At 66.3% G+C, this 22,029-nt stretch carries 16 protein-coding genes and 1 pseudogene; 10 read left to right on the top strand and 7 right to left on the bottom strand.

The window, feature by feature from the left end; genetic code table 11:
* Window positions 1–50: 50 nt before the first annotated feature.
* From V8683_RS29665 to mdtD, 4 genes and pseudogenes are all read right to left on the bottom strand, one after another.
* Window positions 51–2,579: pseudogene (locus tag V8683_RS29665) on the bottom strand (Hsp70 family protein); the annotation flags it as partial.
* 5 nt (window positions 2,580–2,584) lie between these two features.
* A complete protein-coding gene (locus V8683_RS29670; protein ID WP_411192832.1) occupies window positions 2,585–4,426 on the bottom strand; it encodes an Hsp70 family protein in 1,842 nt (613 codons plus the stop codon).
* Window positions 4,423–5,025: a DUF2760 domain-containing protein gene (locus tag V8683_RS29675; protein WP_411192833.1), complete on the bottom strand. Its 603-nt coding sequence runs from the start codon at window positions 5,023–5,025 to the stop codon at window positions 4,423–4,425. The genes V8683_RS29670 and V8683_RS29675 overlap by 4 nt, the downstream gene beginning before the upstream one ends.
* Window positions 5,026–5,256: 231 nt before the next feature.
* The gene (gene mdtD, locus V8683_RS29680) at window positions 5,257–6,654 is read right to left on the bottom strand and encodes a multidrug transporter subunit MdtD (RefSeq protein ID WP_411192834.1); all 1,398 of its coding nucleotides are present in this window, start codon (window positions 6,652–6,654) and stop codon (window positions 5,257–5,259) included.
* Between the two features lie 175 nt (window positions 6,655–6,829).
* Here mdtD and V8683_RS29685 point away from each other — a divergent pair, with 175 nt between their 5' ends.
* Entirely contained in the window at window positions 6,830–7,690 is an 861-nt protein-coding gene (locus tag V8683_RS29685) for a LysR family transcriptional regulator (RefSeq protein WP_411192835.1), read from the top strand.
* Window positions 7,691–7,714: 24 nt separating this feature from the next.
* Here V8683_RS29685 and V8683_RS29690 read toward each other — a convergent pair whose 3' ends face one another.
* Window positions 7,715–9,076: an MFS transporter gene (locus tag V8683_RS29690; RefSeq protein ID WP_411192836.1), complete on the bottom strand. Its 1,362-nt coding sequence runs from the start codon at window positions 9,074–9,076 to the stop codon at window positions 7,715–7,717.
* A gap of 331 nt (window positions 9,077–9,407) precedes the next feature.
* On the opposite strand from V8683_RS29690, the gene V8683_RS29695 reads away from it, so the two are divergent.
* Window positions 9,408–9,797: a type II toxin-antitoxin system VapC family toxin gene (locus tag V8683_RS29695; RefSeq protein ID WP_411192837.1), complete on the top strand. Its 390-nt coding sequence runs from the start codon at window positions 9,408–9,410 to the stop codon at window positions 9,795–9,797.
* 150 nt (window positions 9,798–9,947) lie between these two features.
* On the opposite strand, the gene V8683_RS29700 is transcribed toward V8683_RS29695, so the two are convergent.
* Window positions 9,948–11,129, bottom strand: coding sequence for a porin (locus tag V8683_RS29700; protein WP_411192838.1), 1,182 nt, complete (start codon window positions 11,127–11,129; stop codon window positions 9,948–9,950).
* 589 nt (window positions 11,130–11,718) lie between these two features.
* Here V8683_RS29700 and V8683_RS29705 point away from each other — a divergent pair.
* The gene (locus V8683_RS29705) at window positions 11,719–11,919 is read left to right on the top strand and encodes a type II toxin-antitoxin system Phd/YefM family antitoxin (protein ID WP_411192839.1); all 201 of its coding nucleotides are present in this window, start codon (window positions 11,719–11,721) and stop codon (window positions 11,917–11,919) included.
* Window positions 11,920–11,978: 59 nt separating this feature from the next.
* On the opposite strand, the gene V8683_RS29710 is transcribed toward V8683_RS29705, so the two are convergent.
* Window positions 11,979–13,031: a LacI family DNA-binding transcriptional regulator gene (locus V8683_RS29710; RefSeq protein ID WP_411192840.1), complete on the bottom strand. Its 1,053-nt coding sequence runs from the start codon at window positions 13,029–13,031 to the stop codon at window positions 11,979–11,981.
* 311 nt (window positions 13,032–13,342) lie between these two features.
* Between V8683_RS29710 and V8683_RS29715 the strand changes: the two genes are divergently transcribed.
* From V8683_RS29715 to V8683_RS29745, 7 genes are all read left to right on the top strand, one after another.
* A complete protein-coding gene (locus V8683_RS29715) occupies window positions 13,343–14,626 on the top strand; it encodes an extracellular solute-binding protein (RefSeq protein WP_411192841.1) in 1,284 nt (427 codons plus the stop codon).
* Between the two features lie 74 nt (window positions 14,627–14,700).
* The gene (locus tag V8683_RS29720) at window positions 14,701–15,618 is read left to right on the top strand and encodes a carbohydrate ABC transporter permease (RefSeq protein WP_411192842.1); all 918 of its coding nucleotides are present in this window, start codon (window positions 14,701–14,703) and stop codon (window positions 15,616–15,618) included.
* Between the two features lie 3 nt (window positions 15,619–15,621).
* The gene (locus V8683_RS29725; protein WP_411192843.1) at window positions 15,622–16,461 is read left to right on the top strand and encodes a carbohydrate ABC transporter permease; all 840 of its coding nucleotides are present in this window, start codon (window positions 15,622–15,624) and stop codon (window positions 16,459–16,461) included.
* Window positions 16,462–16,537: 76 nt separating this feature from the next.
* Window positions 16,538–17,665: an ABC transporter ATP-binding protein gene (locus V8683_RS29730; RefSeq protein ID WP_411192844.1), complete on the top strand. Its 1,128-nt coding sequence runs from the start codon at window positions 16,538–16,540 to the stop codon at window positions 17,663–17,665.
* Window positions 17,666–17,809: 144 nt separating this feature from the next.
* Window positions 17,810–20,212, top strand: coding sequence for a glycoside hydrolase family 3 N-terminal domain-containing protein (locus V8683_RS29735; RefSeq protein ID WP_411192845.1), 2,403 nt, complete (start codon window positions 17,810–17,812; stop codon window positions 20,210–20,212).
* Window positions 20,213–20,269: 57 nt separating this feature from the next.
* Window positions 20,270–21,037, top strand: a complete 768-nt coding sequence (locus tag V8683_RS29740; RefSeq protein ID WP_411192846.1) for an SDR family NAD(P)-dependent oxidoreductase — start codon at window positions 20,270–20,272, stop codon at window positions 21,035–21,037.
* On the top strand, window positions 21,034–21,918 hold the full coding sequence (locus V8683_RS29745) for an SMP-30/gluconolactonase/LRE family protein (RefSeq protein ID WP_411192847.1): 885 nt from the start codon (window positions 21,034–21,036) through the stop codon (window positions 21,916–21,918). The genes V8683_RS29740 and V8683_RS29745 overlap by 4 nt, the downstream gene beginning before the upstream one ends.
* The last annotated feature ends 111 nt before the right edge of the window (window positions 21,919–22,029 follow it).

The following is a 22,029-nucleotide window of genomic DNA, read 5'->3' on the forward strand; positions in this document are numbered from 1 at the left end:
ATACACTAATGCACTCTCGGCGGCAATGTGTGATGTGTATAAGAGACCCCCGCCACGGCGGGCGGCACCACGCCGGGCGCGCTGCCGTAGAACGGCAGGCGCGCGCCGATGCGTCCCACGGCCCACCAGTTCTGCGGGTTTCCCGAGGGTTGCGCGAGCCGTTCGAGCACGCGTTCCGCGATCGCTATCTTGCGCTCGACCGCGATGTGTTCGAGCGACGCATAGAGGCGGACCATGTCGGCCTGACCGAGCTTCGCCGCGTCGAAGGGCAGCTTGTTGCGTTTCGACGCGGCGGCCTCTTCGAGCCAGTTCATGGCTTCGAGCACCTGCTGCTGGGCCGCATCGGGCAGACCGCCGGCCGCGCGGCGCCAGAGGGTCCACCATTCGGACCAGACCTGGCCGTCGTTGACGTGCTGGATGCCGTCGTCGAAGAGCGTCCATAGCTGCTCCACGCGCCATTCGTCGAGCGGATAGCCGAAGCCGGGGCGCACGCAAAAGCCCGCGAGGTTCAGCCAGAGGCGCTCGTGATCGGCCGAGCGTCGGCGCCGCCCCGCGCGTTCCCAGAGGACTCCGAATAGTTCGCGCAGCAGCGGGCCATCCCAGTTCTCGCGCGGGCCGAGGCACTGTTCGAGCTGCTGGCGCAGGCGTTTCACGTCCTTGGGGTCGCCCTTCGCGGAAGGCGGCCCGAACACGCGGTCGATCAGGGCGATCGCGGCGTCGAGCGCGGGATGGCGTGTCGCAGCTTCGGTTTCGCTTGCGGGGTTTTCGCGCCTGAGCTGGAATTCCAGCAGCCAGCGCTGCGCAGGATCGTCGGTGGCGATGCAGTGCACTTCCAGCGTGCCCAGTTCCGAGAGCGACGTCATGAGCTTGACCTCGCGTTCGCGCGCGCCGTCCGCGCCTTCCTGCGGCACCACGGTCGCGAGCGGTGGCAGACGCACGAACTCGGTCGTCCCAATATCGGCGATCTCGCCGGGGCGCCATGCCGTGTCGGCCACGGTGGAGACGAGGTGAAACTGGACCGGATGCCCAAGGCGCAGCGCGAAGACGCGCTCGTCCAGATGCACTTCGTGCGCTTCCTCGGTGCCGCGCGGCAGCAGGCAGACGCCGCGCTGCGCCGGTCCCGCTTCGTCGAGCACGAGGAAATAGCTGCGCGGCGAGCCGCCGCCGATGCGCGGCGCCTGCCCCGCGCGGGCGAGCGCGTAGGCCACCGCGCCGCGCGCGACGGCAATGTCGGGCTGATCGTTGTTGAGCACCTTGAGCGGTTGCCCGCGCCAGCCGCCGAGCGTTTCGGCCAGCCGCCCGGAAAGGGCGCGCGCGCGGAACACGCCGCCGTTCAGCAGCAAGGTATCGGGCACCGGAAGCGCTTGTGCTTCGTCTTGCGCTTTGTCTTGCGTCTCGCCGAACGCTTCGCGAGACTGCGCGGCGAAACGGTTCAGGAAAGCCGCGACGTGCCGCGTAACGGCCGGGTCGGCGGCATAGGGCAGACCGAACTCCACGAGCGCCGCTCGCGCGCGGCGCGGGAGATCGCTCGCTTCGCCCTTCGGGAAGAAGCCGTCCACGACGACCTGTTCGACTTCCTCGCGGGCGAGCTGGGCCGTCCGGGCGCCACCGACCAGGCGCGAGCCCGAACCGAGCAGCGTGACCGGCACGCTGGCGGGCGCCGCTGCGTCGAGCAACTGCTCCTTGGCGGCGCGACAGCGTTCGACGAGCTGCGAGAGCGCGGCCGCCGAAAGACGCGCCTCGCCCGGCTGCGCGGCAAGTCGCGACTCGACGAGATGGGCAAGCGCGAGATCCATGTTGTCGCCGCCCAGCATCAGATGGTTGCCCACGCCGATGCGCGTGAGCTTCGGCTCGCCGTGTTCGAGCGCCACCTTGATGAGCGTGAGGTCGGTCGTGCCGCCGCCCACGTCGCAGACGAGCACGAGCTTCGTGCCGGCCAGCTCGGTGTCGAGCGTCGCGCGATGGTGGAACAGCCAGTCGTAGAACGCGGCCTGCGGCTCTTCCAGCAGGCGCAGCGCGGGCAGGCCGGCGAGCCGTGCGGCCTCCAGCGTGAGCGCGCGCGCGCCGTCGTCGAAGGACGCGGGCACCGTGAGCACCACGTCCTGGGCTTCGAGCGGCGCGTGCGGAAAGCGCCGGTTCCATGCGGCGCGCACCTGCGCGAGGTAGCTCGCGCTCGCGGCAACGGGCGAGACCTTGGCGACGTCGTCCGCGGCGCCCCATGGCAGGATCGGCGCGAGACGGTCCACGGCGGTATGCGAGAGCCAGCTCTTCGCACTGCTGACGAGCCGCCCGGGCACCTGCGCGCCCAGTACGCGCGCGAAGCGGCCGATCACCGCGGGCGGCACGGCCCCGGATTGCGCGGATTCCTCAGGACTCCAAGGCAACTCCGTGCTCTGCGGGGAGAGCTCGCCGGGAGCCGGGTGATAGCGTGCGGAAGGCAGGAGCGGCGCCGTGCCTACCTCTCCCGCGGCCACGAGCTGATCGACGTCGAAGACGCGGATCTGCTCGCCGCCGGCCTCGACGTAAGCCACGACCGTGTTGCTCGTTCCCAGGTCGATGCCGACGAGGTACGGCTTCATGGGCTTCAGGCGCCGCCGCGTACGTCGAACTCGACTTTCCAGCGCTCGCTGCTGCCCGACGGCACCGCTTCGAGTTCGAGCGTGCCCGCTTCGGTCACGCGCGCGTGCAGGCGCACGGGCACGACGTCACCGGGCGTGCGGCCTTCGGTCGGCAGCGTGGCCTGAATTTCCTCGAGCTCCTGCAGCTCTTCGGGCGACCAGTAATCGAGCATCGTGCCCACCTGGTCCTGGCGACGTACCGACGAACCGAAGAAGCGGAAATGCACGGGTTCGCCCACGACGAGGCCGAACTCCTGCGGGGGCAGGGCCGCGTCGGTGCCTTCCTCCATGCCGAAGGGCGCGACGCACAGCGCGGAGACGGGCGGTTCCAGACCCGGCACGGCCGGCATGGCCGACTCGATCGCCACGTAGTAGGCGCGCGCCGTGCCGCCGCGAATGCGCACGCCCTTGCCGCGCTTCACGTAGCCGTAGTAGGCCGCGCCGCGCGCGACCGCGAGGTCGAGGTCGGCGCCGCCCAGGAGGCGCGCGGGCGCAGCGCCTTCGGCGGCGAGCCAGCCGTTGAGCACGTCGAGAATGCGGCTCGCGAGCAGTTCGGACTTGAACACGCCGCCGTTGAAAAGGACGGCCGTGGGGTGCAGGAAGCTCGCGCCTTCAGGCACCGAAGTGGCGAGGCCCGCCAGGTTGGCGAGCGCGCCCACCTGCTTGCCGAGGAAGGCCGCCAGATGGCGCGTGATGCCCGCGTCCTGTGCGTACGGCAAGCCCAGTTGCGTGAGGCCCGCGCGCGCGCGGCTCACGGGCCGCGCCGCGGCGTCGACGACCGGGAAGAAGCCTTCGAGGATCGTTTGCGTGAGTTCGGCGCGCGTGAGTTCGGTGCGGATCGATCCGCCGATCAGCTTCGAGCCGCGGCTCGGCACGACGAGGGGCACCGCGTCCGCGCTTTGGTCGTTGAGCAGCGTTTCCTTGGCCGCGCGGCAGGCGTAGGTCAGGGCGCGCAGTTGCCACGGATCGGCTTGCGTACCCTGCGCCGCGAGCTTGCGCGCGACCACGTGGGCGAGCGCGAGATCCATGTTGTCGCCGCCGAGCAGGATGTGATCGCCCACGGCCACACGATGCAGTTCGAGATTGCCCTCGCGCTCGACCACGGCGATCAGCGAGAGGTCGGTCGTGCCGCCGCCCACGTCCACCACGAGGATGATGTCGCCGACCTTGACCTCCTTGCGCCAGACGCCGCCGCTCTTCTGGATCCAGCTATAGAGCGCGGCCTGCGGCTCCTCCAGCAGCGTCATGCGGACATAGCCGGCCGCCTGCGCGGCTTCGGCGGTCAATTCGCGTGCGGCCGGGTCGAACGAGGCCGGGATCGTGACGGTGATGTCCTGATCGACGAAAGGCGCTTCCGGGTGAGCGTGATCCCACGCTTCGCGCAGGTGCGTGAGATAGCGCACGGAGCTTTCTAGCGGCGAGACGCGCGTGACTTCGGGCGGCGCGTCGTTCGGCAGAATGGCGGCGCGGCGATCCACGCCCGGATGGCAGAGCCAACTCTTGGCGCTGGAGACGAGGCGGATGGGCGTGCCCGCGCCGCGGCTGCGTGCGAGTTCACCCACCGCGTAGTCGCGGCTCGCGGTCCAGGGCAGCGTGAGGTCGCCGGGCGTGAGCTCGCCCGAATGCGGCAGGTAAAGGAACGACGGCAGCAGATTCGGCGTTTCGAGCGTGCCGGGCGCGGTGAGCTGCGCAATGGGCAGCACGCCCTGGTTCGTCTTTTCGCCGTCGCTGGCGGCGAGATCGACATACGAGAGCGCCGAGTGCGTGGTGCCGAGGTCGATGCCGATGCAGTAGCGGGACTCGCTCATAGCTCCACCTCCGCCGGCGCGATCACGGTGACGTCGTGGGTCTTGACGAGCTTCGGCAGCTTCACGTCGGCCACGCGCCAGCCGCGGTGCGCAATGTTGCCGGTAAACGGCGCCGTGCCGACTACGTTGCCGGTGAGGCGCACGGCCGTGGCGTCGAAGCCTTCGGGCAGCGTGACGCGGCTGCCTTCGGCTTCGTCGCGCACAGGGCGGATCGTGAAGTGCTCGCGCAGCGTCGAGCGGCAACCCTCGTGGACGAGGCGCGCGGCGGCGCCGATATCGGCGTCCGAATAGCCGGCGATATCCTCTTCGACGAAATCGACGAAGCGCGCGTTGCGCTGGAGCAGGCCGAGCAACTGCAGCGCGGAATCCGGGCTCGCCGCCGCGATGACGGGCGCAGCAGGGGCCGCGGGGGCGGCCGGCGGCGCGGTCACGGGAGCGGCCGCGGGTGCGTGAGGTTGGGCGGCCGGGGCGACGGGGGCCGCCTCGCCGTTGCGCAGGCGGCGCACGTTCGCGGCGAGCTTGCCGTCGCCGAGAATGGCAAAAAACGATCCGACGGCAACGGCAAGCCGGCCGGCGAAAGACAGATTCGAGTCGGTCATGAAAAACTGCTCCTCAAGGCTCGCGTGTACGGCGAGCGGGCCTGAGCCAGCCCCGAGCGGGCGCGATGCGCCCGGGGGCCGGCAGGAATGGGGAGGGCCCGGTGCGGGCCCAAAACCGCTATTTTGCCTTGTCGCGGTGAAGAGTCGGGGAAAATACGGAGGCGGGGACGGAATTGGGGCCGCGTTTGGCGCGGATTCCGGCGCCGGCGGAGGCCGGCGCCCGTGTGGCCGCTAGCGGCCGCCCGCAGCCGCCGTCTTCACGGCGGCGCCGGCAGCCGGGCTCTCGTCGATGCGGCGGAAGATCAGCGCGGAGAGCAGCGTGATGGCCCCAACGCAGGCGAAGCTCATGCGGAACCCCGCCGTGATCGTGCCCCACTGATCGGCGAACAGCGTGACGAGCGCGCCGCCAATCGAGACGCCCAGCCCCATGGCCAGCATCTGCACCATCGAAAAGAGGCTGTTGCCGCTGCCGGCGTCTTCGTGCGAGAGCCCCTTGAGCGTGATGCTGTTCATGGCGGCGAACTGCATCGAATTGGCCGCGCCGAACACGGCCAGCACCGCCATTTGCACGGCGAGCGGCGTGCCGCGCGAGATCAGTGCGAACGCAACGATCGATCCGCCGACAATGAGCGTGTTCACGAGCAGGAACAGGTCGTAGCCGTAGCGGCGGATCAGCGGCGCGATCCAGCGCTTGGCGAGCGCGCCGGCGAGCGCGGCGGGCAGCATCATCAGGCCGGAGTGCAGCGGCGTGTAGCCGAGTTCGAGCTGCATGAGGAGCGGTACGAGAAACGGCACCGCGCTCGAACCGATCCGGCACACGAGATTGCCGATCAGGCCGACGCTGAAATTCGGCTCGCGAAAGAGCGCGAGCTTGAAGAGCGGATTCGCGCGGCGCCGCGCATAGGGCACATAGGCGAGCGCGGTGGCGAGTCCCAGCACGAAGAGCGCGACGGACCACGCGGCGCGATGCGAATGCATGGGCACGTCCACGGCGAGCGAAAACGCGATCATGCACAGCGAGAGCAGCGCGCAGCCAGCCACGTCGAACGGCGGCGCGGCCGTGCCCGCCGCGCGCGGCAGGTAGCGCAGCACCGCGATCAGGCCGACCGCGCCGATCGGCACGTTGATGAGAAAAATCCAGTGCCAGGAAAAGGCCTCGACGAACCAGCCGCCCAGCGTCGGCCCGACGATCGGACCGGCCTGGCCCGCCACCGAAATCATCGCGAGCGCCGAAACGTACTGCTCGCCGCTCACGGCGCGCAGCACGGCAAGCCGGCCGATGGGCAGCAGCATCGACCCGCCCACGCCTTGAAGCACGCGCGCGACCACCAGTTGCCCGAGCGTATGGGAACTCGCGCAGCACAGCGAGCCGAGCACGAAAATCAGAATGGCTGCGAAATAGACGCGGCGCGTGCCGAAACGGTCGGCGAGCCAGCCGGAGGCGGGCGTGAGCATGGCCATGGTCAGCGTGTAGGCGACGATGGCCGGCTGCATCATGAGCGGCTTCACGCCCAGGCTGTGCGCAATGGACGGCAGGGCGGTATTGACGATGGTGGTATCGAGCGCCTGCATGAAAAAGCCGGCGGCGACGATCCACAGCAACGCGGTATGGCTTGAATCCTTGTTCATCGGTACGGGTGGGGCGCCATCGCCCGGGGCGGGCGTGGGTTGGCGGCGCATGGCGTGCGCGCGATTCAACCCTTTGCGCACTTGTCGGGACCCGTCAATCATATTGTCATTGGGGGCAATCGGGAACCCCACTGGCGACGTTGACTGTCATCGGCTTTACCGATAACAATGCCTTATGCTCAATCCCACCTGGCTCAAGACCTTCGCGACCGTTGCCGCCTGTCACAGCTTTACCGAGGCGGGGCGCCAGCTCGGCCTCACGCAGTCGAGCGTCAGCGACCATGTCCGCCGTCTCGAACACGCGGTTGGCCGGCGGCTGTTCGTGCGGGACACCCACTCGCTCGCCATGACGCCCGACGGCGAGGCCATGCTCGCGCACGCGAGCGCGATCCTGCAGGCCATCAACCGTGCGGAGGCGCAGTTCCGCGCGCCGCGGCTCAAGGGGCGCGTGCGTCTGGGCTCGTCCGACGACGTCGCCCTCGGCCCGCTGCCGACCGTGCTCGCGGCCTTTCGCAACGCGCATCCCGATGTGGAACTGGAGATCACCATCGGCATGACCGGCAAGCTCTATGACCTGCTGGACGCCGGCGCGATCGATCTGATGGTGGGCAAGCGGCGCCTGGGCGACAAGCGCGGCGTGCCGCTCTTCACCGGGCGGCTGGAGTGGCTCGCGCGCACGGGTACGCTGGTGGACCTGACACAGCCGCTGCCGCTGATACTCGTGGCCGAGCCCAGCGTGACGCGCGCCGTCGTGCTCGACATGCTTGCGCAGACGGATTTCCGCTGGCAGGTGGTGTGCACGAGCAGCAGCCACGCCGGCTGTATTGCGGCGGCGCGCGGCGGCCTTGGCATTACCGTGCGGCCGCAATACCTCTCGGCGCGCGGACTCGTGCCGCCCGTCAACGCGGCGAGCCTGCCCGCGCTGCCCGACGTGGAGTTCATCGTGCTCGCGGCGAAGCGGTTGAGCCGTCCCGCCGGAACGCTGCTGCAACTGCTGCACGAAAGCGATCTGCGCGGGTCGTGGATCGGGGAGTAGGCGGACCGCGCCGTTACGCTTGCGTTACTGCGCCTGACCGCGATCGGACGACTCGCGGTTCAGCATGGCCTTCGGAATCGAGAGGATCAGGACGCAGCTCACGAGCAGGCAGGCGCCGAGCGCGTAGGTGCCGTTGTTGATGTCGCCGGTCAGGTCCTTTGCCACGCTGGTGATCATCGAGCCCGTGAAGCCGGAGAGATTGCCGACCGAATTGATGAGGGCGATGCCTGCGGCGGCGGCCGTGCCGGAGAGTATCTGGCCAGGGAACGTCCAGTAAATCGGCATGAGCCCCAGAATCGCGCAGGTGGAAATCGTAAGGAATGCGATCGAAAGCGGGACGTTGTGGGCGAAAAAGGCGCTCAGCATCAATCCGACGCCGCCGATGAACGCGGGAACGGCCGCGTGCAGCCGCCGCTCGCCGGTCTTGCGCGAATGCGAGGCGTTCCAGATCATCGCGACCACGGCGCTGAGGTAGGGAATGGCGGTCAGGAGGCCGATGTGCAGCGGGCTCGTCACGCCGGAAGCGCGGATGATGGACGGCAGCCAGAACGCGAGGCCATAGAAGCCGGTGTTGAAGGTCAGCAGGATGAAGGTGAGGAGCCACACCTGCGGGCTCTTCAGCCCGGCGGCCATGCTGTGCGCCTTCTTCGTGCCTTCCTGTTCCAGGTTTCGTTGCAGCAGCGTCTTTTCGGCCGCTGTGAGCCACTTTGCGGACGCGATGCCGTCGCCCATCGTGAGCAGCACGATCACGGCGACGAGAATGGACGGCACGCCTTCCAGCAGCAGCATCCACTGCCAGCCGCTCATGCCGAAGAGACCGTGGATGTTTTCCATCAGCCAGCCCGAGACGACGCCGCCAAGCGTCAAGCTCACAGGAATGGCGATCAGGAATCCCGACATCGCGACGCTCTGGCGACGCGCCGGGAACCAGTAGTTCATGTAGAGGATGATGCCCGGGAAGAAGCCCGCCTCGCAGGCGCCCAGCAGAAACCGGAGGAGATAGAACATCGTCGAGGCTTCGACATGGAAGAACCGCGCGAGCGGCGCGATGAATGCCAGCGACGACGAGACGATCCCCCAGGTCACCATGATGCGCGCGATCCAGAAGCGTGCGCCGTAGCGGTGCAGCAGCAGGTTGCTGGGAATCTCGAAGAAGAAGTAACCCCAGAAGAAGATGCTGGCGCCCACGGCATAAACGCCATCGCTCATGCCGAGCGAGTCGAGCATCTGCAGCTTCGCGAAGCCCACATTGACGCGGTCCAGATAGGCCACGACGTAGCAGAGCAGCAGCAACGGCAGGATGCGGCGCAATACCTTGCGGTAGAGCTGCTCCTCCGCTTCGTCTATGACGGCAGGGGAAGCAGCGGCCTGGCTGAGCGTTGTCACGGGGGTGTCTCCTTCTTCTCTGTGTGTCTTCCGCGTCTTGCGGCATCACGGAGACGTGCAGCCGGTTTCCGTGCCGGTTTGTTACCGGTAACTAAATTAGCACGGCTGGCGCCGGGCGGCAAGCCGCGCGGATGCACCAGGACCGGGAATTCCCTCGCATGACATCGCCGGACGTTATCGCTAACATTTACCGCCTGAGACCATGTCCCGGCACAGGATGGACGTGGCAAAACAAAATCTGGAAGGTTTGGAGATTCGCGATGAACGAGAAGAGCCCCAAGGCCGCATTCGGCCTGCCCACCCGTGTTCCACCGGACGGCGGGGTGATCACGTGATCGCGCTCGACACCCTGGCCCTCGTCTACTGGTTGAGCGGGAGAGAGGACCTGGGCGAGGCGGCGCGCAACGCCATCGAAACCGAGTTGAACGGCGGCGACATCCTCATTTCGACGATCACGCTGCTGGATGTGGCGCAGTTCGTGGAAGACGGCCGGCTCGCGCTGGCCATGGACACGCGTAGCTGGCTGTCGGCGCTGGTGGCGATCGAAGGCGTGCGCACGATACCCGTGAGCACGGCGATAGCGGTTCGCGCGGCTTCGACCTCTTCGGAGCTGAGTTCGCATCAGCGCCTGATTGCCGCAACCGCTTACACGCATGGCTGCGCGCTCGTGACGCCCGAGGCGCAGATCGGGGCCTTGGCTTACGTGGAAACGGTCTGGTGATCGGCGTGCGGGGTGCCGGGTGACGGAAAAAAGACCGGCAGACCGCAAGTAGGGATCGCGGTCGTGCCGGGTTGAAATGAAGGTACTGCGGAGAAAGTGAAGCAGACGGCATGCCGCACATCGCGCGCGGCATGCCGGTGATGCCGGGCCTCAGAACTGCGTCATGATGCCCGCGATCGCGCCGAACTGGCCGCTGCCGTAGTTCGGCGTCTGGCTCGTGCCGCCCTGGTTGGTGTTCGGGCCGTACGGATCGGCGTAGCCGTTGCCGAGACCCACGTTCGACGTCTTGCTGTTCTCCACGTAGGCGAGTTCGGTGTAGAGGAACGTGCGCTTCGAGAGGTTATAGGTGCCGGCCAGCGTGTACATCGTCGCGTTGCCGTTGCCGTTGTTCGCGTTGGCGTGGTACACCGCGCCCGTGAGCGCCACGGCGGCGTTGGCCTGCCAGGCGAGACCGAGCCATTCGTGGTCCACGGCCGTGACCGGCGTTGCGCCGCCCGGCAGGGTGCCCGGCGTCACGCCGTAGCTGCCGTACGAGCCATCGGGCGCGGCCAGATGCTGGTAGCCGACGAAGGCCTTGAGCGGACCCCACGTCAGGTTGCCGCCGGCCATGGCCGAGCGCGAGTACTGGTAGACGTTGTCGAACTTGCCGTTGGTGTCGCGCGTTTCGTCGTAGATCGCAAGCAGTTCGAAGCTGCCGCCCGTGTACATCGCCTTGAAGCCGTCGGCGCGCCCCTGGCCGCCGCCCACCTGGGCGGGACCGCTGCCGCACGGGCTCGAACTCGACGCGCTACAGCCGGGTGCGCTGTTCCACGACGGGCTGTTGGTGAGCTCGTACTGGCCCTTGAGGGTCAGCCCGCCCATCGACGGCGACGTGTACTCGGCACCGTTGCCGGCTTGCGCCCAGTTGCGTCCGCGCACGAGCGTCGCGATCGCGTACTGCTGCATCAGTTGCGGGTCGATGTCCCAGCTGTCCTGCGAGATCTCGCCGGCGCCGATGTTGCCGAGCTTGAAGGTGCCGAAACGGTCGTTGCTCAGACCGACCGTGGCATGACGGCCAAAGAGACTGCCGTTCTGCACGTTGCCGGTCATTGCGCTAAAGCCGCTTTCCAGCTGGAAGATGGCCTTGCTGCCGCCGCCGAGGTCTTCGGAGCCCAGCAGGCCCCACCACGACTCGCCCCAGCCGCCGCTTTGCGCGCCGAACACATTGCCGCCCGGAACGCCGGTGCGGTAGACGAGGCCGTTGTCGATGCGGCCATACAGCGTCACGCTGCTCTGGGCATGAGCGCCCGCGGTCAACGCGAGCAGGGAAAGAGCGATGATGCTTTTTTTCATGTTGAACCTGTAGCTCGTTGTCTCGTCCATGGTCGAAAGTCTGTTTTTGTCACGCAGGATGTGAAAGCGCTCGTGAGCGTTTCGAGCGAGATTCTAGACAGCCAGGTCTCAAGGACTGCTACTTTGATGGATCAGGAAAACGCTGACGAAAATCCGCTTGCCAGGCGCGTGTAACGCCGCGCGGTTTCAGTCTGGTCACATCGTCTGGTCGCTTTCTTCCGGGAGGTAAAGGACGTCGTTTCGCGTGCCTCGGTTAAAGCCTGCCGAAGGCGAGCGCGGTCGGGCGAAGCAGGGCTCAGGCCAGCGTGATGTGGCAAGAACTGCACAAGGCCTGTTGCAGGCAGACAACACGCATGGGGCAGGGTGCCGGAGCGGTGCGGAGCGATATCGCCGGAGGTCTTCGGAAATGATCAGTTATGCTGATGATGGCGTATCAGCTTGGTGCAAGCCGAAGCGGCTTCGGGGTTCTCCCTCAGCTTGAAAATTTTGTCGAAAGAGCACCGTGTGATATCGTCGCGTTACCGATAACAAAACGCTGGTCTGACAAGGCCGCAGGCGCGTAATACGGAAAAGGGACAGGAGATAGAAAGTGGAGCGACGGGTATCGAAGGCGGTGTTCAAAACGAAGGCTTGCGAACTGTTCAGGCAGGTGGAGACCTTGGGGGAAAGCCTGATCGTCACGGACCACGGGCAGCCCACGATCGAGATCCGGCGCTATGCAGCCCGCCGCAAGCAGCCCATCGCGGCGCTGCGTGAGGCCATCATTCACTTCAATCCGGAGTCGCGCTGAGCCGGTCGCGTTCCCGCCGGGGTGGCGGGATGGCCAGCGCGTTCGCGAGCGGCGCCGGGTCAGCCGGCGCGGGTCTTGCGCGCGGCAGCCGTCTGCCGCTGACCGAACGGCGCAGGGCCGGTGGAATTGCGCACGACGAGTTCGGCAGGAAACGTCGTGCGTTGCGACGTCGTGTCGAGGCCGCTGATCTGCGCGAGCAGCGTATTGACCGCGGAACTTGCCATCTGCTGGAAGGGCTGGCGTACGGTCGTCAGCGGCGGGTGAAACTGCTCGGCCATCGGAATGTCGTCGAAGCCGATCACGGAAATGTCCTTCGGAACGCGCAGCCCCGCCTCGCGCGCGGCGGCGATGACACCGAACGCGCTCTGGTCGTTGGCCGTGAAGACGGCGGTGGGCGGATTGGGCTGGTCGAGCAGGCCGGAGGCCACTTCGAATGCGGTGATCTGCGAAAGATCGCCGGTGACGATCAGTTCGGGGTCGTGCGGCAGCCCGTGCCGGGCCAGCGTGTCGTGATAGCCGCGCTGGCGGTCGCGCACGCCTTCGATCGCTTCGTCGCCGCCCAGGAACGCGATGCGCTTGTGCCCGAGCTCGACCAGATGCTCCACCGCCATGCAGGCACCGCCATAGTTATCTACGGAGACCGAAGGAAAACGGTTCAACGTGCCGCGCTGATCCACGACGACGACGGGCACGCTGGCGGCGGCGAGCGAATCGAGGCACATCGTCTCGCGCGGCAGGATCGCGATCAGGCCATCGGAGAACTGGCGCACGAGCTTGAGCACTTCCGGGTGCGAGCGGCTGTCGTCGGAGACGGTATAGACCAGCACCTCGCAACCCGCCGCACGCGCCGCGCGTCCCGCGCCGAGTATCAGTTCGCTGGCGAACTGCGTGTCGAGCGTGGGCGTAATGATGCCGATGATGCCGTTCTGGCCGCCCGAGAGCTTTTGCGCGGTGCGGTTGACGACATAGCCGATGTCGGACGCAATGCGTACCACTTCGTCGCGCGTTTCGCGCGAAACGCCGGGGCGTCCGTTCAGCGCGCGCGACGCGGTCATCTGCGAAACGCCAGCCAGTCGCGCGACGTCTGCCAGCGTGGGGTTTTGCTTGGTCATGCCGTGACGAGCTTGTTGGTAAGTAAGTTAGCGCCGGCCTTGGGCCGTTAGCGATATCGTTATGTCGGCGGGTATTCTAACAGAACCAGAATGGCGGGCAACCGGCCTCGCTTCAATCGGCTTCGCAGCCAGCCTTGCAGCCTTATTGCAGGGACAGCCAGCCACCAGGGCGGGCGTTTGTGGGAAACAGAGCATGGTCGCGGGTTAACCCCCTCTGGCGATGGCAGAACGATATAACTACCATTCCATAACGTTAAGGCTAACGTTCCTAACGTTGATTAACTCACAACACGAACGACAGGAGACATCAGATGGCGTATGCGGTGGTATCGAAGAAGGCGATGGGCGCGGCGGCGCTGCTTTCATCGCTGACCTTGGGCGGCGTGGTCCATGCGCAGGATGCGAAGGTGATCACGACGTGGGACCAGCAGACCAATGTGTCGTCGAGCAAGATCCTGCGGGACGCATCCGATCGTTTCGAGAAGGCGAACCCGGGCTACAAGGTCGAGAACTCGCACATCCTGAACGATGCCTACAAGACCAAGCTGAAAGTCGCGTTCGGCGCCAACCAGCCGCCGTGCGTGTTCGCCACGTGGGGCGGCGGCCCGCTGCATGAGTACGTGAAGTCCGGTCAGGTGGTCGACCTCACGCCGTATCTGCAGAAGGACCCGTCTTACCGCGATCGCTTCCTGCCGGCCTCCTGGAGCGCGGTGACGTTCGACGGCAAGACCTATGGCGTCGCGGCCGAAAACGCCTCGGCGGCGGTGATCTTCTACAACAAGGAACTCTTCCAGCAATATGGCCTGACGCCGCCCAGGACCTGGGACGATCTGATGCACGTGGTGAAGGTGCTCACGTCGCATGGCGTGGCGCCGTTCGCGCTGGCCAACAAGAACAAGTGGACTGGTTCGATGTACTACATGTATCTCGTCGACCGCATCGGCGGCCCGCAGGTCGTGCGCGACGCGGTGGCCGGCACCGGCAAGGGCTTTGGCGATCCGGCGTTCGTCGAGGCGGGCAAGTATATCCAGCAGCTCGTGAAGGCGGGCGCATTCGCACAGGGCTATAACGGTCTCGATTACGACGTGGGCGCCTCGCGTCGCCTGCTGTATTCGGGCCGTGCGGCGATGGAGCTGATGGGCGGCTGGGAAGCGTCCACGATCGCGAACGAAGACCCGGCGTTCTCGAAGAAGCTCGACTTTTTCCCGTTCCCGAGCGTGCCGGGCGGCAAGGGCGATCCGCGCGACGTGATCGGCACGGTGGGAGACGGCTTCCTGAGCGTCTCGACCGAGTGCAAGTATCCGGAGAAGGCGTTCAAGCTGATCCAGGCCCTGACCGACGATCAGTCGATGCAGGCGCGCGTGGGCGATCACAAGATTCCGCCGGTCAAGAACATCCAGATCGACGATCCGTTCCTCAAGCGTCTGCAGACCCTGATCGTGGACGCGCCGAACGTCCAGCTCTGGTATGACCAGGCCCTGCCGCCGGCCCTTGGCGAACTGCACAAGGACACCACGCAGTCGCTGTTCGGTCTTTCGGTGACGCCTGAGGCCGCCGCGCAGCAGATGGAAGCCGCCGCGAAAGCGGGTAGCTGATCGACAGAGACAGAGACCGTCCCACAGGAAAGTCCTGCCGGCGCCGTAAAAAGCGCCGGCAGGCAGACAAGCTCGTGAACATCGTCCTTTCCGCCGTACCCGAACGCCGTCTGCGCATCTCCACGCAAGGGCTCGTCGCCGCCGTGTTTCTTGCGCCCGCGATTGCGCTGCTCGCGGTGTTCCTGCTCTATCCGCTCATCTCCAGCCTGCGGCTTTCGCTGCTCGACTGGAACGGCCTGGGCAGCAACGCCCGCTACGTGGGGCTCTCGAACTGGGTCCATCTCGCACACGATACCGTGTTCTGGCAGGCGTTCGCGAACAACGTGATTCTCGCCGTGACGTCGATCGTCGTCGAGCTGCCCATTGCGCTTGCGCTGGCGGTGCTGCTCGAAAAGGCCGGGCGCGGTTCGCGCCTGCTCAAGATTCTCTACTTCCTGCCGCTGCTCATGTCGAGCGTGGCGATCGGCGTGCTGTTCAAGAACGTCTACGATCCGAACTTCGGCCCGCTCAATGTCGGGCTGCGCGCGCTCGGGTTCGACGCGCTTGCGCAGGACTGGCTCGGCGACCCGCATCTCTCGCTCGCCTCCACGATTGCCGTGATCTGCTGGCAGAACACGCCGTTCTACATGATCCTGTTCCTTGCCGGCCTTTCGTCGATGCCCGCCGAGGTCAACGAGGCCGCGCGGCTCGACGGCGCCTCCGAATGGACCCTCTTCTGGCGCATCAAGTTGCCGCATCTGCAGGGCACCGTGCGTACCGCCGTGCTGCTCTCCGTGCTCGGTTCGCTGCGTTACTTCGATCTCATCTATGTGATGACGGGAGGCGGGCCGGAGGGTTCGTCGGAACTGATGGCCACTTATATGTACCGCACCGTGTTCAGCTCGTTTCAGCTCGGCTACGGCAGCACGATCGGCTCGGCGATGTTCATCATCGTCTGTGCGGTCGCCGCGGTGTCGCTGCGTTTCACGCGCCGCTACGCAACCGAGGTGTGAGCCATGACGACGAAAGCACTTCGCATTCCGAACCTGCGCATGGGCGTGCCGCTGCTGGCCTTGATCTGGCTGGCCGTCACCACGCTGCCGTTTCTTTTCGTGGTCGCAACGAGCCTCAAGACCCAGGACGAGACGTATTCGTCGCCAGTCTGGGCGCCGCCCGCGCACCTGTACTTCGGCAATTACGCCGCGGTGCTCGAAGGGCCGTATTTCACGTACTTCCGCAACAGCGTGTTCGTGGTGGGCGTTTCCGTGGTCCTGATCGTGCTGGTGAGCGCGATGGCCGCGTATGCCTTCGCGCGCATGAAGTTCGCGCTGAACAAGATGCTCTTCGGGCTCGTGGTGGCGGGCATGATCGTGCCGCTGCACGCCACGCTGGTGCCGATCTATCTGCTCACGCGCAATCTGGGACTCTACGACACGCCGTTCGCGCTGATTGGCCCCTATGTTGCGCTCAGTCTGCCGGTGTCGATTTTCATCCTCTCCGAGTTCATGCGGCAGATTCCGCGCGAGCTGGAAGAGGCGGCGGAGCTCGACGGCTGCGGTCCGTTCAGCATTTTCTGGCGCATCTTCCTGCCGCTCTCGGGGCCGGGGCTCGCCACTGTGGCGATCTACAACGGCATTGGCCTGTGGAACGAGTTCATCTTCGCCTACATGCTGACGTCCACGCCCGAGCATCGCACGCTGCCGCTCGCCATCTGGGATTTCCAGGGGCAGTACTCGTCCAACGTGCCCGCGATGCTGGCGGTGGTCACGCTGACCTCGCTGCCGCTGATCGTCGCTTACGCGTTCGGCCAGGAGCGCGTGATCAAGGGCATGATGGCCGGATCGCTGAAGGGCTGACGCGCAAGGGCATCGAGCGCACGAGACGAAACCGCGCGGCCATGCGGCCCGCCTACCGAACTTCGCATAACACGACATGGCAAGCATTTCCCTCACGAACGTACAGAAGGCCTATGCGAATGGCCACGCGGTGATCCGCGACGCGAACCTCGAAATCGGCAAGAACGAGTTCTGCGTCTTTCTGGGGCCCTCCGGCTGCGGCAAGTCCACGCTGCTGCGCATGATCGCGGGCCTCGAATCGATCACGGGTGGCGAGCTGCATATCGACGGGCAACGGATGAACGACGTTCTGCCCGCGAAGCGCCGCGTCGCGATGGTGTTCCAGAACTACGCGCTCTATCCGCACATGAGCGTCTACGAAAACATGGCGTTCGGCCTGCGCCAGGCGAAGATGGACAAGTCGCTGATCGACGAGAAGGTCCGGCGCGCCGCCGCGGCGCTGCAGCTCGATGCGCTGCTCGAACGGCGTCCGGCCGCGCTGTCGGGCGGCCAACGTCAACGCGTGGCGATCGGACGCGCGATCGTGCGCGAGCCGGGTGTGTTCCTCTTCGACGAGCCGCTCTCTAACCTCGACGCGGCTTTGCGCGTGCAGACGCGCACGGAGATCGCGCGGCTGCATCGCGAGTTCCGCGAAGCCAGCGCCGTGTACGTCACGCACGACCAGGTGGAGGCGATGGCGCTGGCCGACCGCATCGTGCTGCTGCAGACCGGCGCGAACATGGAACGGCACGGCAGCATTGCCCAGGTGGGCGCGCCGCTCGATCTGTACCACCATCCGAGGAGCCGCTTCGTTGCCGGCTTCATCGGCTCCCCTAAGATGAACTTCCTCGCGGGAACCGTGGCCGCAGCCGACGAAGGCGGCGTGGTGATCGCGCTGGCAAGCGGCGAGCGCGTGCGTGCCCGCGTGGATGCGGCCGGCGCGAGCGTGGGTATGAAGGTGACGCTTGGCGTGCGCCCCGAGCATCTGCGCCTGGCGGTGGACGCAGGCAACGAGCAGACGCTGGCTTGCCGCGTGAAGCTGGTCGAGCGCATGGGCGAACACAGTTACGTGCACGCGGAGCCTTTGGCTCATGACGCGGGGGCGTTGATCGCGAAGATTGCGGGCGACAGCACGCTGAGCTACGGCGATACGGTCAGTCTCGCGTTGCCGGCCGAGGCGTGCCACGTGTTCGACGACCGCGATATCGCGTTGAAGCGGCATTGAAGCGGCATTGAAGCGGCATTGAAGCGTCTCGCCTGAGTTTTCCGGGGTCCGCCGCAGAGCGGGCGTCGTGATCTTTCAATCAGTAATGCTAATCGTATAGGCGCCTCCCGGCTGCCTGCGAACCCAATTGTCAGGAGTGAATGGATGTCGCTTCAACACACCAGCGAGACCCCGGTTTACCGTCGGCCCGACGCACCGACCGAGGCTCGTGTAGCCGACCTGCTTGCGCGCATGACGCTGGACGAGAAGATTGCGCAACTGCACGCCGTATGGCTGAAGCTTCGCGAAGACGGCCGTCACGAATGGCGCAGCGAGGACTTCGCCCAGCGCGACACGGGCGTGCCGCTCGAAACGCTGCTGCGTCACGGTCTCGGGCAGGTCACGCGGCCGCTTGGCACCCATACCGTGGACCCGAAGGAGGGCGTGAAGGCGCTGAACGCGCTGCAGCGCCAGATGGTGGAGGGCACGCGTCTGGGCATCCCGGTGATGGCGCACGAAGAGTGCCTCGTCGGCCTGATGATCAAGGACGCCACGCTGTTCCCCTCGCCGCTGAATTACGCGGCAACGTGGAATCCGGCGCTGATCGGCCGCGTGGGCGAGGTGATCGGCGAGCAGGCGCGCTCGATCGGCTGTCATCAGGGGCTCGCGCCCGTGCTCGACGTTTCGCGCGACCCGCGTTGGGGCCGCACGGAGGAAACGTTCGGCGAGGACCCGTACCTCGTGGGCGTGATGGCCTGCCACTACGTGCAAGGGCTGCAGGGCGAGCGCCGCGACCTCGTCGCGACGCTCAAGCACTTCGTCGCCCATTCGGCGAGCGAAGGCGCGCGCAATCACGCGCCGGTTCATGTCGGGCCGCGCGAGCTCAACGACACTTTCATGCTGCCCTTCGAGATGGCGGTCAAGCTCGCTCACGCGGGCTCGGTGATGCCGGCCTATCACGACATCGACGGCGTGCCGTGCCACACGAACCGCGAACTGCTGCAGGGCGTGTTGCGCGACAAATGGGGATTCGACGGCCTGATCGTGGCGGACTATGCCGCCGTCAACCTGCTCTATACGCATCACGGCGTGGCGCGCGATGCCGCCGAGGCGGCGGCCCAGTCGTTCAATGCCGGACTCGACGTCGAACTCCCGGGGCACGAGTGCGCGCTGCACCTGAAGGAAGCGCTAGCGCGCGGCGAGATCAGCGAGGCGACTATTGACGCGGCCGTAACACGCGTGCTGCGCGTGAAGTTCGATATCGGTCTCTTCGAGCATCCGTACACCGATCCAGAACGCGTGAACCTGAGCAGTGCCGAGGCGAGCGATGTCGCGCAGGAAGTTGCACGCCAGTCGGTCGTGCTGCTGCGCAACGAAGGCGTTCTGCCGCTCGCCAACGATGGCCGGCAGAAGGTTGCGGTGATCGGACCGACCGCCGACGATCCGCTCGCCTTGCTCGCGGGCTATAGCTTCCCGGTGCACCTCATCAATAGCGGCGAGCAGTCGACCTCTTCCATGAAAACCCCGCTGCAGGCGCTGCGCGAGACGCTCGGCGAAGCGCAGGTGGTGTACGAGAAGGGCTGCGCCATTATCGAAGAGCGTCGCGCGGGCGCGCCGGTGTTCCCCGGCGACGTGACGCCGGGCACGGAGAAGCTCAGTACTCACGACGAACTGCTCAGCGGCGATACCTCGCGCATCGCGGCAGCGGCGCAGGCCGCACGCGGCGCCGATGTGGCCATCGTGTTCGTGGGCGACCTCGCCGGACTGTTTCAGTCGGGCACCGTCGGCGAAGGGTCGGACACGGACAGCCTCGCGTTGCCGGGCGTGCAGCAGGCCCTTGTCGACGCGGTGATCGCCACCGGCACGCCCACTGTGGTCGTGATGACGGGCGGCCGTCCTTATAACCTCGGCGGGCAGGAAGAGCGTCTTGCCGCTCAGGCGATGGCCTTCGCGCCGGGCGAGCGCGGCGCCGAGGCGCTGGCCGAATTGCTGACCGGTCAGGCGAACTTCGGCGGCCGTTTGCCGCTTTCGGTCCCGACGAGCGCGGGCGCCGTGCCCTACGTCTACAATCATCGGCTCAAGAGCGCGGGGACGCCGATTGCGTGGCACTTCGGCTCGCGCTATCCGTTCGGCTTCGGGCTGGGCTATACGCGCTTCAGCTACGGGGATCTGCAACTGGCCGTGGCGGACGCACCGATCGAAGACGGCACGTTCGAATTCAGCTTCACGCTCGAAAACATGGGCGAGCGGTCCGGCGACGAGGTCGTGCAGGTGTACGTGCGCGATCGGCTTGCCTCGACGTCGCGCCCCGTGAAGGAGCTCAAGGCCTTCGCGCGGGTCACGGTGGAGGCGCACCAGAAGGCACGCGTGCGCGTGCGCCTGCCGGTGGACATGCTCAATTTCACCGACGGACGCGGCGAGCGTATCGTGGAGCCTGGCGACTTCGATCTGATGATCGGCAGTTCGAGCCGCGACATCCATCTGAACGCGACGCTTGCGGTGACCGGCAATGCGACTCGCACGCTGGAGCGCGACTGGCGTATGGTGAGCGACGTCCAGGTGATCTGAGGCAGCGCCCCCTGGCCGAATTCCTTTTTACTTTCGAACTCAGGAACAGAAGCAACCATGTCTTACGCGATTTACCCGAGCCTTTTCGACAAGGTGGTGGTGGTGACGGGCGGCGGCACGGGCATTGGTGCCGCCATGGTCGAGGCGTTCGCGGCGCAGGGCGCCCGCGTGTTCTTCCTCGACGTAGCCGACGACGCCTCGGCGTCCCTCGCGCATTCGCTGCGCGAGGCGAAGCACGCACCGGTCTACCGGCGCTGCGACCTGCGTGACATTGCACAGCTCGAAACCTGCTTCGCCGATATCGCGAGCGCGGCGGGACCCGTGCAGGTGCTCGTGAACAACGCGGCCAACGACGACCGTCACGACGTGCGCGACGTGAAAGCGAGCTACTGGGACGACCGCATGGCCGTCAACCTGCGTCATCACTTCTTCTGCGCGCAGGCGGTGGCCGAAGGCATGCGCCAGCTTGGCGGCGGCTCGATCATCAATCTCGGCTCGATTTCGTGGCATCTCGCTTCGCCGCGGCTCTCGGTTTACATGACGGCGAAGGCCGCTATCGAAGGGCTCACGCGCGGGCTTGCCCGCGATCTGGGCGACTACGGGATCCGCGTGAACTGCGTCATTCCCGGCGCGGTGCGCACGCCGCGCCAGATGCAGTTGTGGCAGTCCAGCGAAAGCGAGGCGCGCATCATGGCGCAGCAGTGCCTGCACGAGCGCATCGATCCCGAGCACGTTGCACGCATGGTACTGTTCCTCGCCTCGGACGATGCTGCCCGCTGCACGGGCCGCGATTACTTCGTGGATGCGGGTTGGTACGGCGAATGAATGCGATCACACCCGTCTGCGTGTGGGAGGCCGGCGCGCAACTGGGCGAGGGGCCGGTCTGGGTGGCGCGCGAGCGTTCGGTCTACTTCGTCGATATCAAGCGGTGCCAGGTACATCGTTTCAACGTCGATACGGGGGCGCGGCAGAGTTGGAGCGCGCCGGCGCAGCCGGGCTTCGTGGTGCCGCATGAGGATGGTTCGATGCTGGCGGGCCTGCAGGGCGGCCTGCATCGCTTTATGCCCGAGGAGGGTAGCTTCGTGCTGGCCGCGCCGGTGGAAACGGAGCGGCCCGGCAATCGCCTGAACGATGGTTATGTCGACGCGCAGGGCCGTCTCTGGTTCGGCTCGATGGATGACGCGGAGACGTCTCATAGCGGTGTTCTTTATCGCGTCGATTTCAATGGGGCGATGAGCGTGCAGGATCGTGGATACGTCATCACGAATGGGCCGGCCATGTCGCCCGATGGCCGCACGCTATATCACGTCGATACGTTGGAGCGGGCGATCTACGCGTTCGACGTGGCCGGCGATGGCGAGCTTACGGGACGCAGGTTGTTTGCTGCGCATGCGGAGCCTGGTTATCCGGACGGGCTTGCGGTGGATTCGCAGGGGTATGTGTGGAGCGCCTCGTTTGGCGGCGGCCGGATCGAGCGTTATGCGCCGGACGGCGCGCGCGTGGGGCGGGTGGTGTTTGCTTGTTCGAATGTGACCAAGCTTGCCTTCGGCGGGGATGATTTGCGCACGGTCTACGCGACCACGGCGCGTAAGGGGCTGGACACCGGAATGTTGGTGCGTGAGCCGCTGGCTGGGGGGCTATTCTCGTTTCGTGCCCCTGTGGCGGGGCAGCCGCAGGCGCTGTGCAGGGTGGCTTTGGGCCGCTAAAGCGGTCTAAGAGTGTTTTGAAATTGTGATTTGTGGAGGGGCTTGCTGTTTTGGCCTTTCCTTGTGTTCGTGGTGGTCTGCCAGGGTTGCCCCTGTGCGGGGCGGCACCTA

Source organism: Paraburkholderia sp. AV2, assembly GCF_054968425.1.

Excerpts from the sequence above, each read along its gene's own strand:
- V8683_RS29740 (WP_411192846.1), top strand. The coding sequence starts at position 20,270 with ATGTCTTACGCGATTTACCCGAGCCTTTTCGACAAGGTGGTGGTGGTG.
- V8683_RS29670 (WP_411192832.1), bottom strand. The coding sequence starts at position 4,426 with ATGAGCGAGTCCCGCTACTGCATCGGCATCGACCTCGGCACCACGCAC.
- V8683_RS29730 (WP_411192844.1), top strand. The coding sequence starts at position 16,538 with ATGGCAAGCATTTCCCTCACGAACGTACAGAAGGCCTATGCGAATGGC.
- V8683_RS29735 (WP_411192845.1), top strand. The coding sequence starts at position 17,810 with ATGTCGCTTCAACACACCAGCGAGACCCCGGTTTACCGTCGGCCCGAC.
- V8683_RS29725 (WP_411192843.1), top strand. The coding sequence starts at position 15,622 with ATGACGACGAAAGCACTTCGCATTCCGAACCTGCGCATGGGCGTGCCG.
- V8683_RS29675 (WP_411192833.1), bottom strand. The coding sequence starts at position 5,025 with ATGACCGACTCGAATCTGTCTTTCGCCGGCCGGCTTGCCGTTGCCGTC.
- mdtD (WP_411192834.1), bottom strand. The coding sequence starts at position 6,654 with ATGAACAAGGATTCAAGCCATACCGCGTTGCTGTGGATCGTCGCCGCC.
- V8683_RS29685 (WP_411192835.1), top strand. The coding sequence starts at position 6,830 with ATGCTCAATCCCACCTGGCTCAAGACCTTCGCGACCGTTGCCGCCTGT.
- V8683_RS29715 (WP_411192841.1), top strand. The coding sequence starts at position 13,343 with ATGGCGTATGCGGTGGTATCGAAGAAGGCGATGGGCGCGGCGGCGCTG.
- V8683_RS29700 (WP_411192838.1), bottom strand. The coding sequence starts at position 11,129 with ATGAAAAAAAGCATCATCGCTCTTTCCCTGCTCGCGTTGACCGCGGGC.
- V8683_RS29710 (WP_411192840.1), bottom strand. The coding sequence starts at position 13,031 with ATGACCAAGCAAAACCCCACGCTGGCAGACGTCGCGCGACTGGCTGGC.
- V8683_RS29745 (WP_411192847.1), top strand. The coding sequence starts at position 21,034 with ATGAATGCGATCACACCCGTCTGCGTGTGGGAGGCCGGCGCGCAACTG.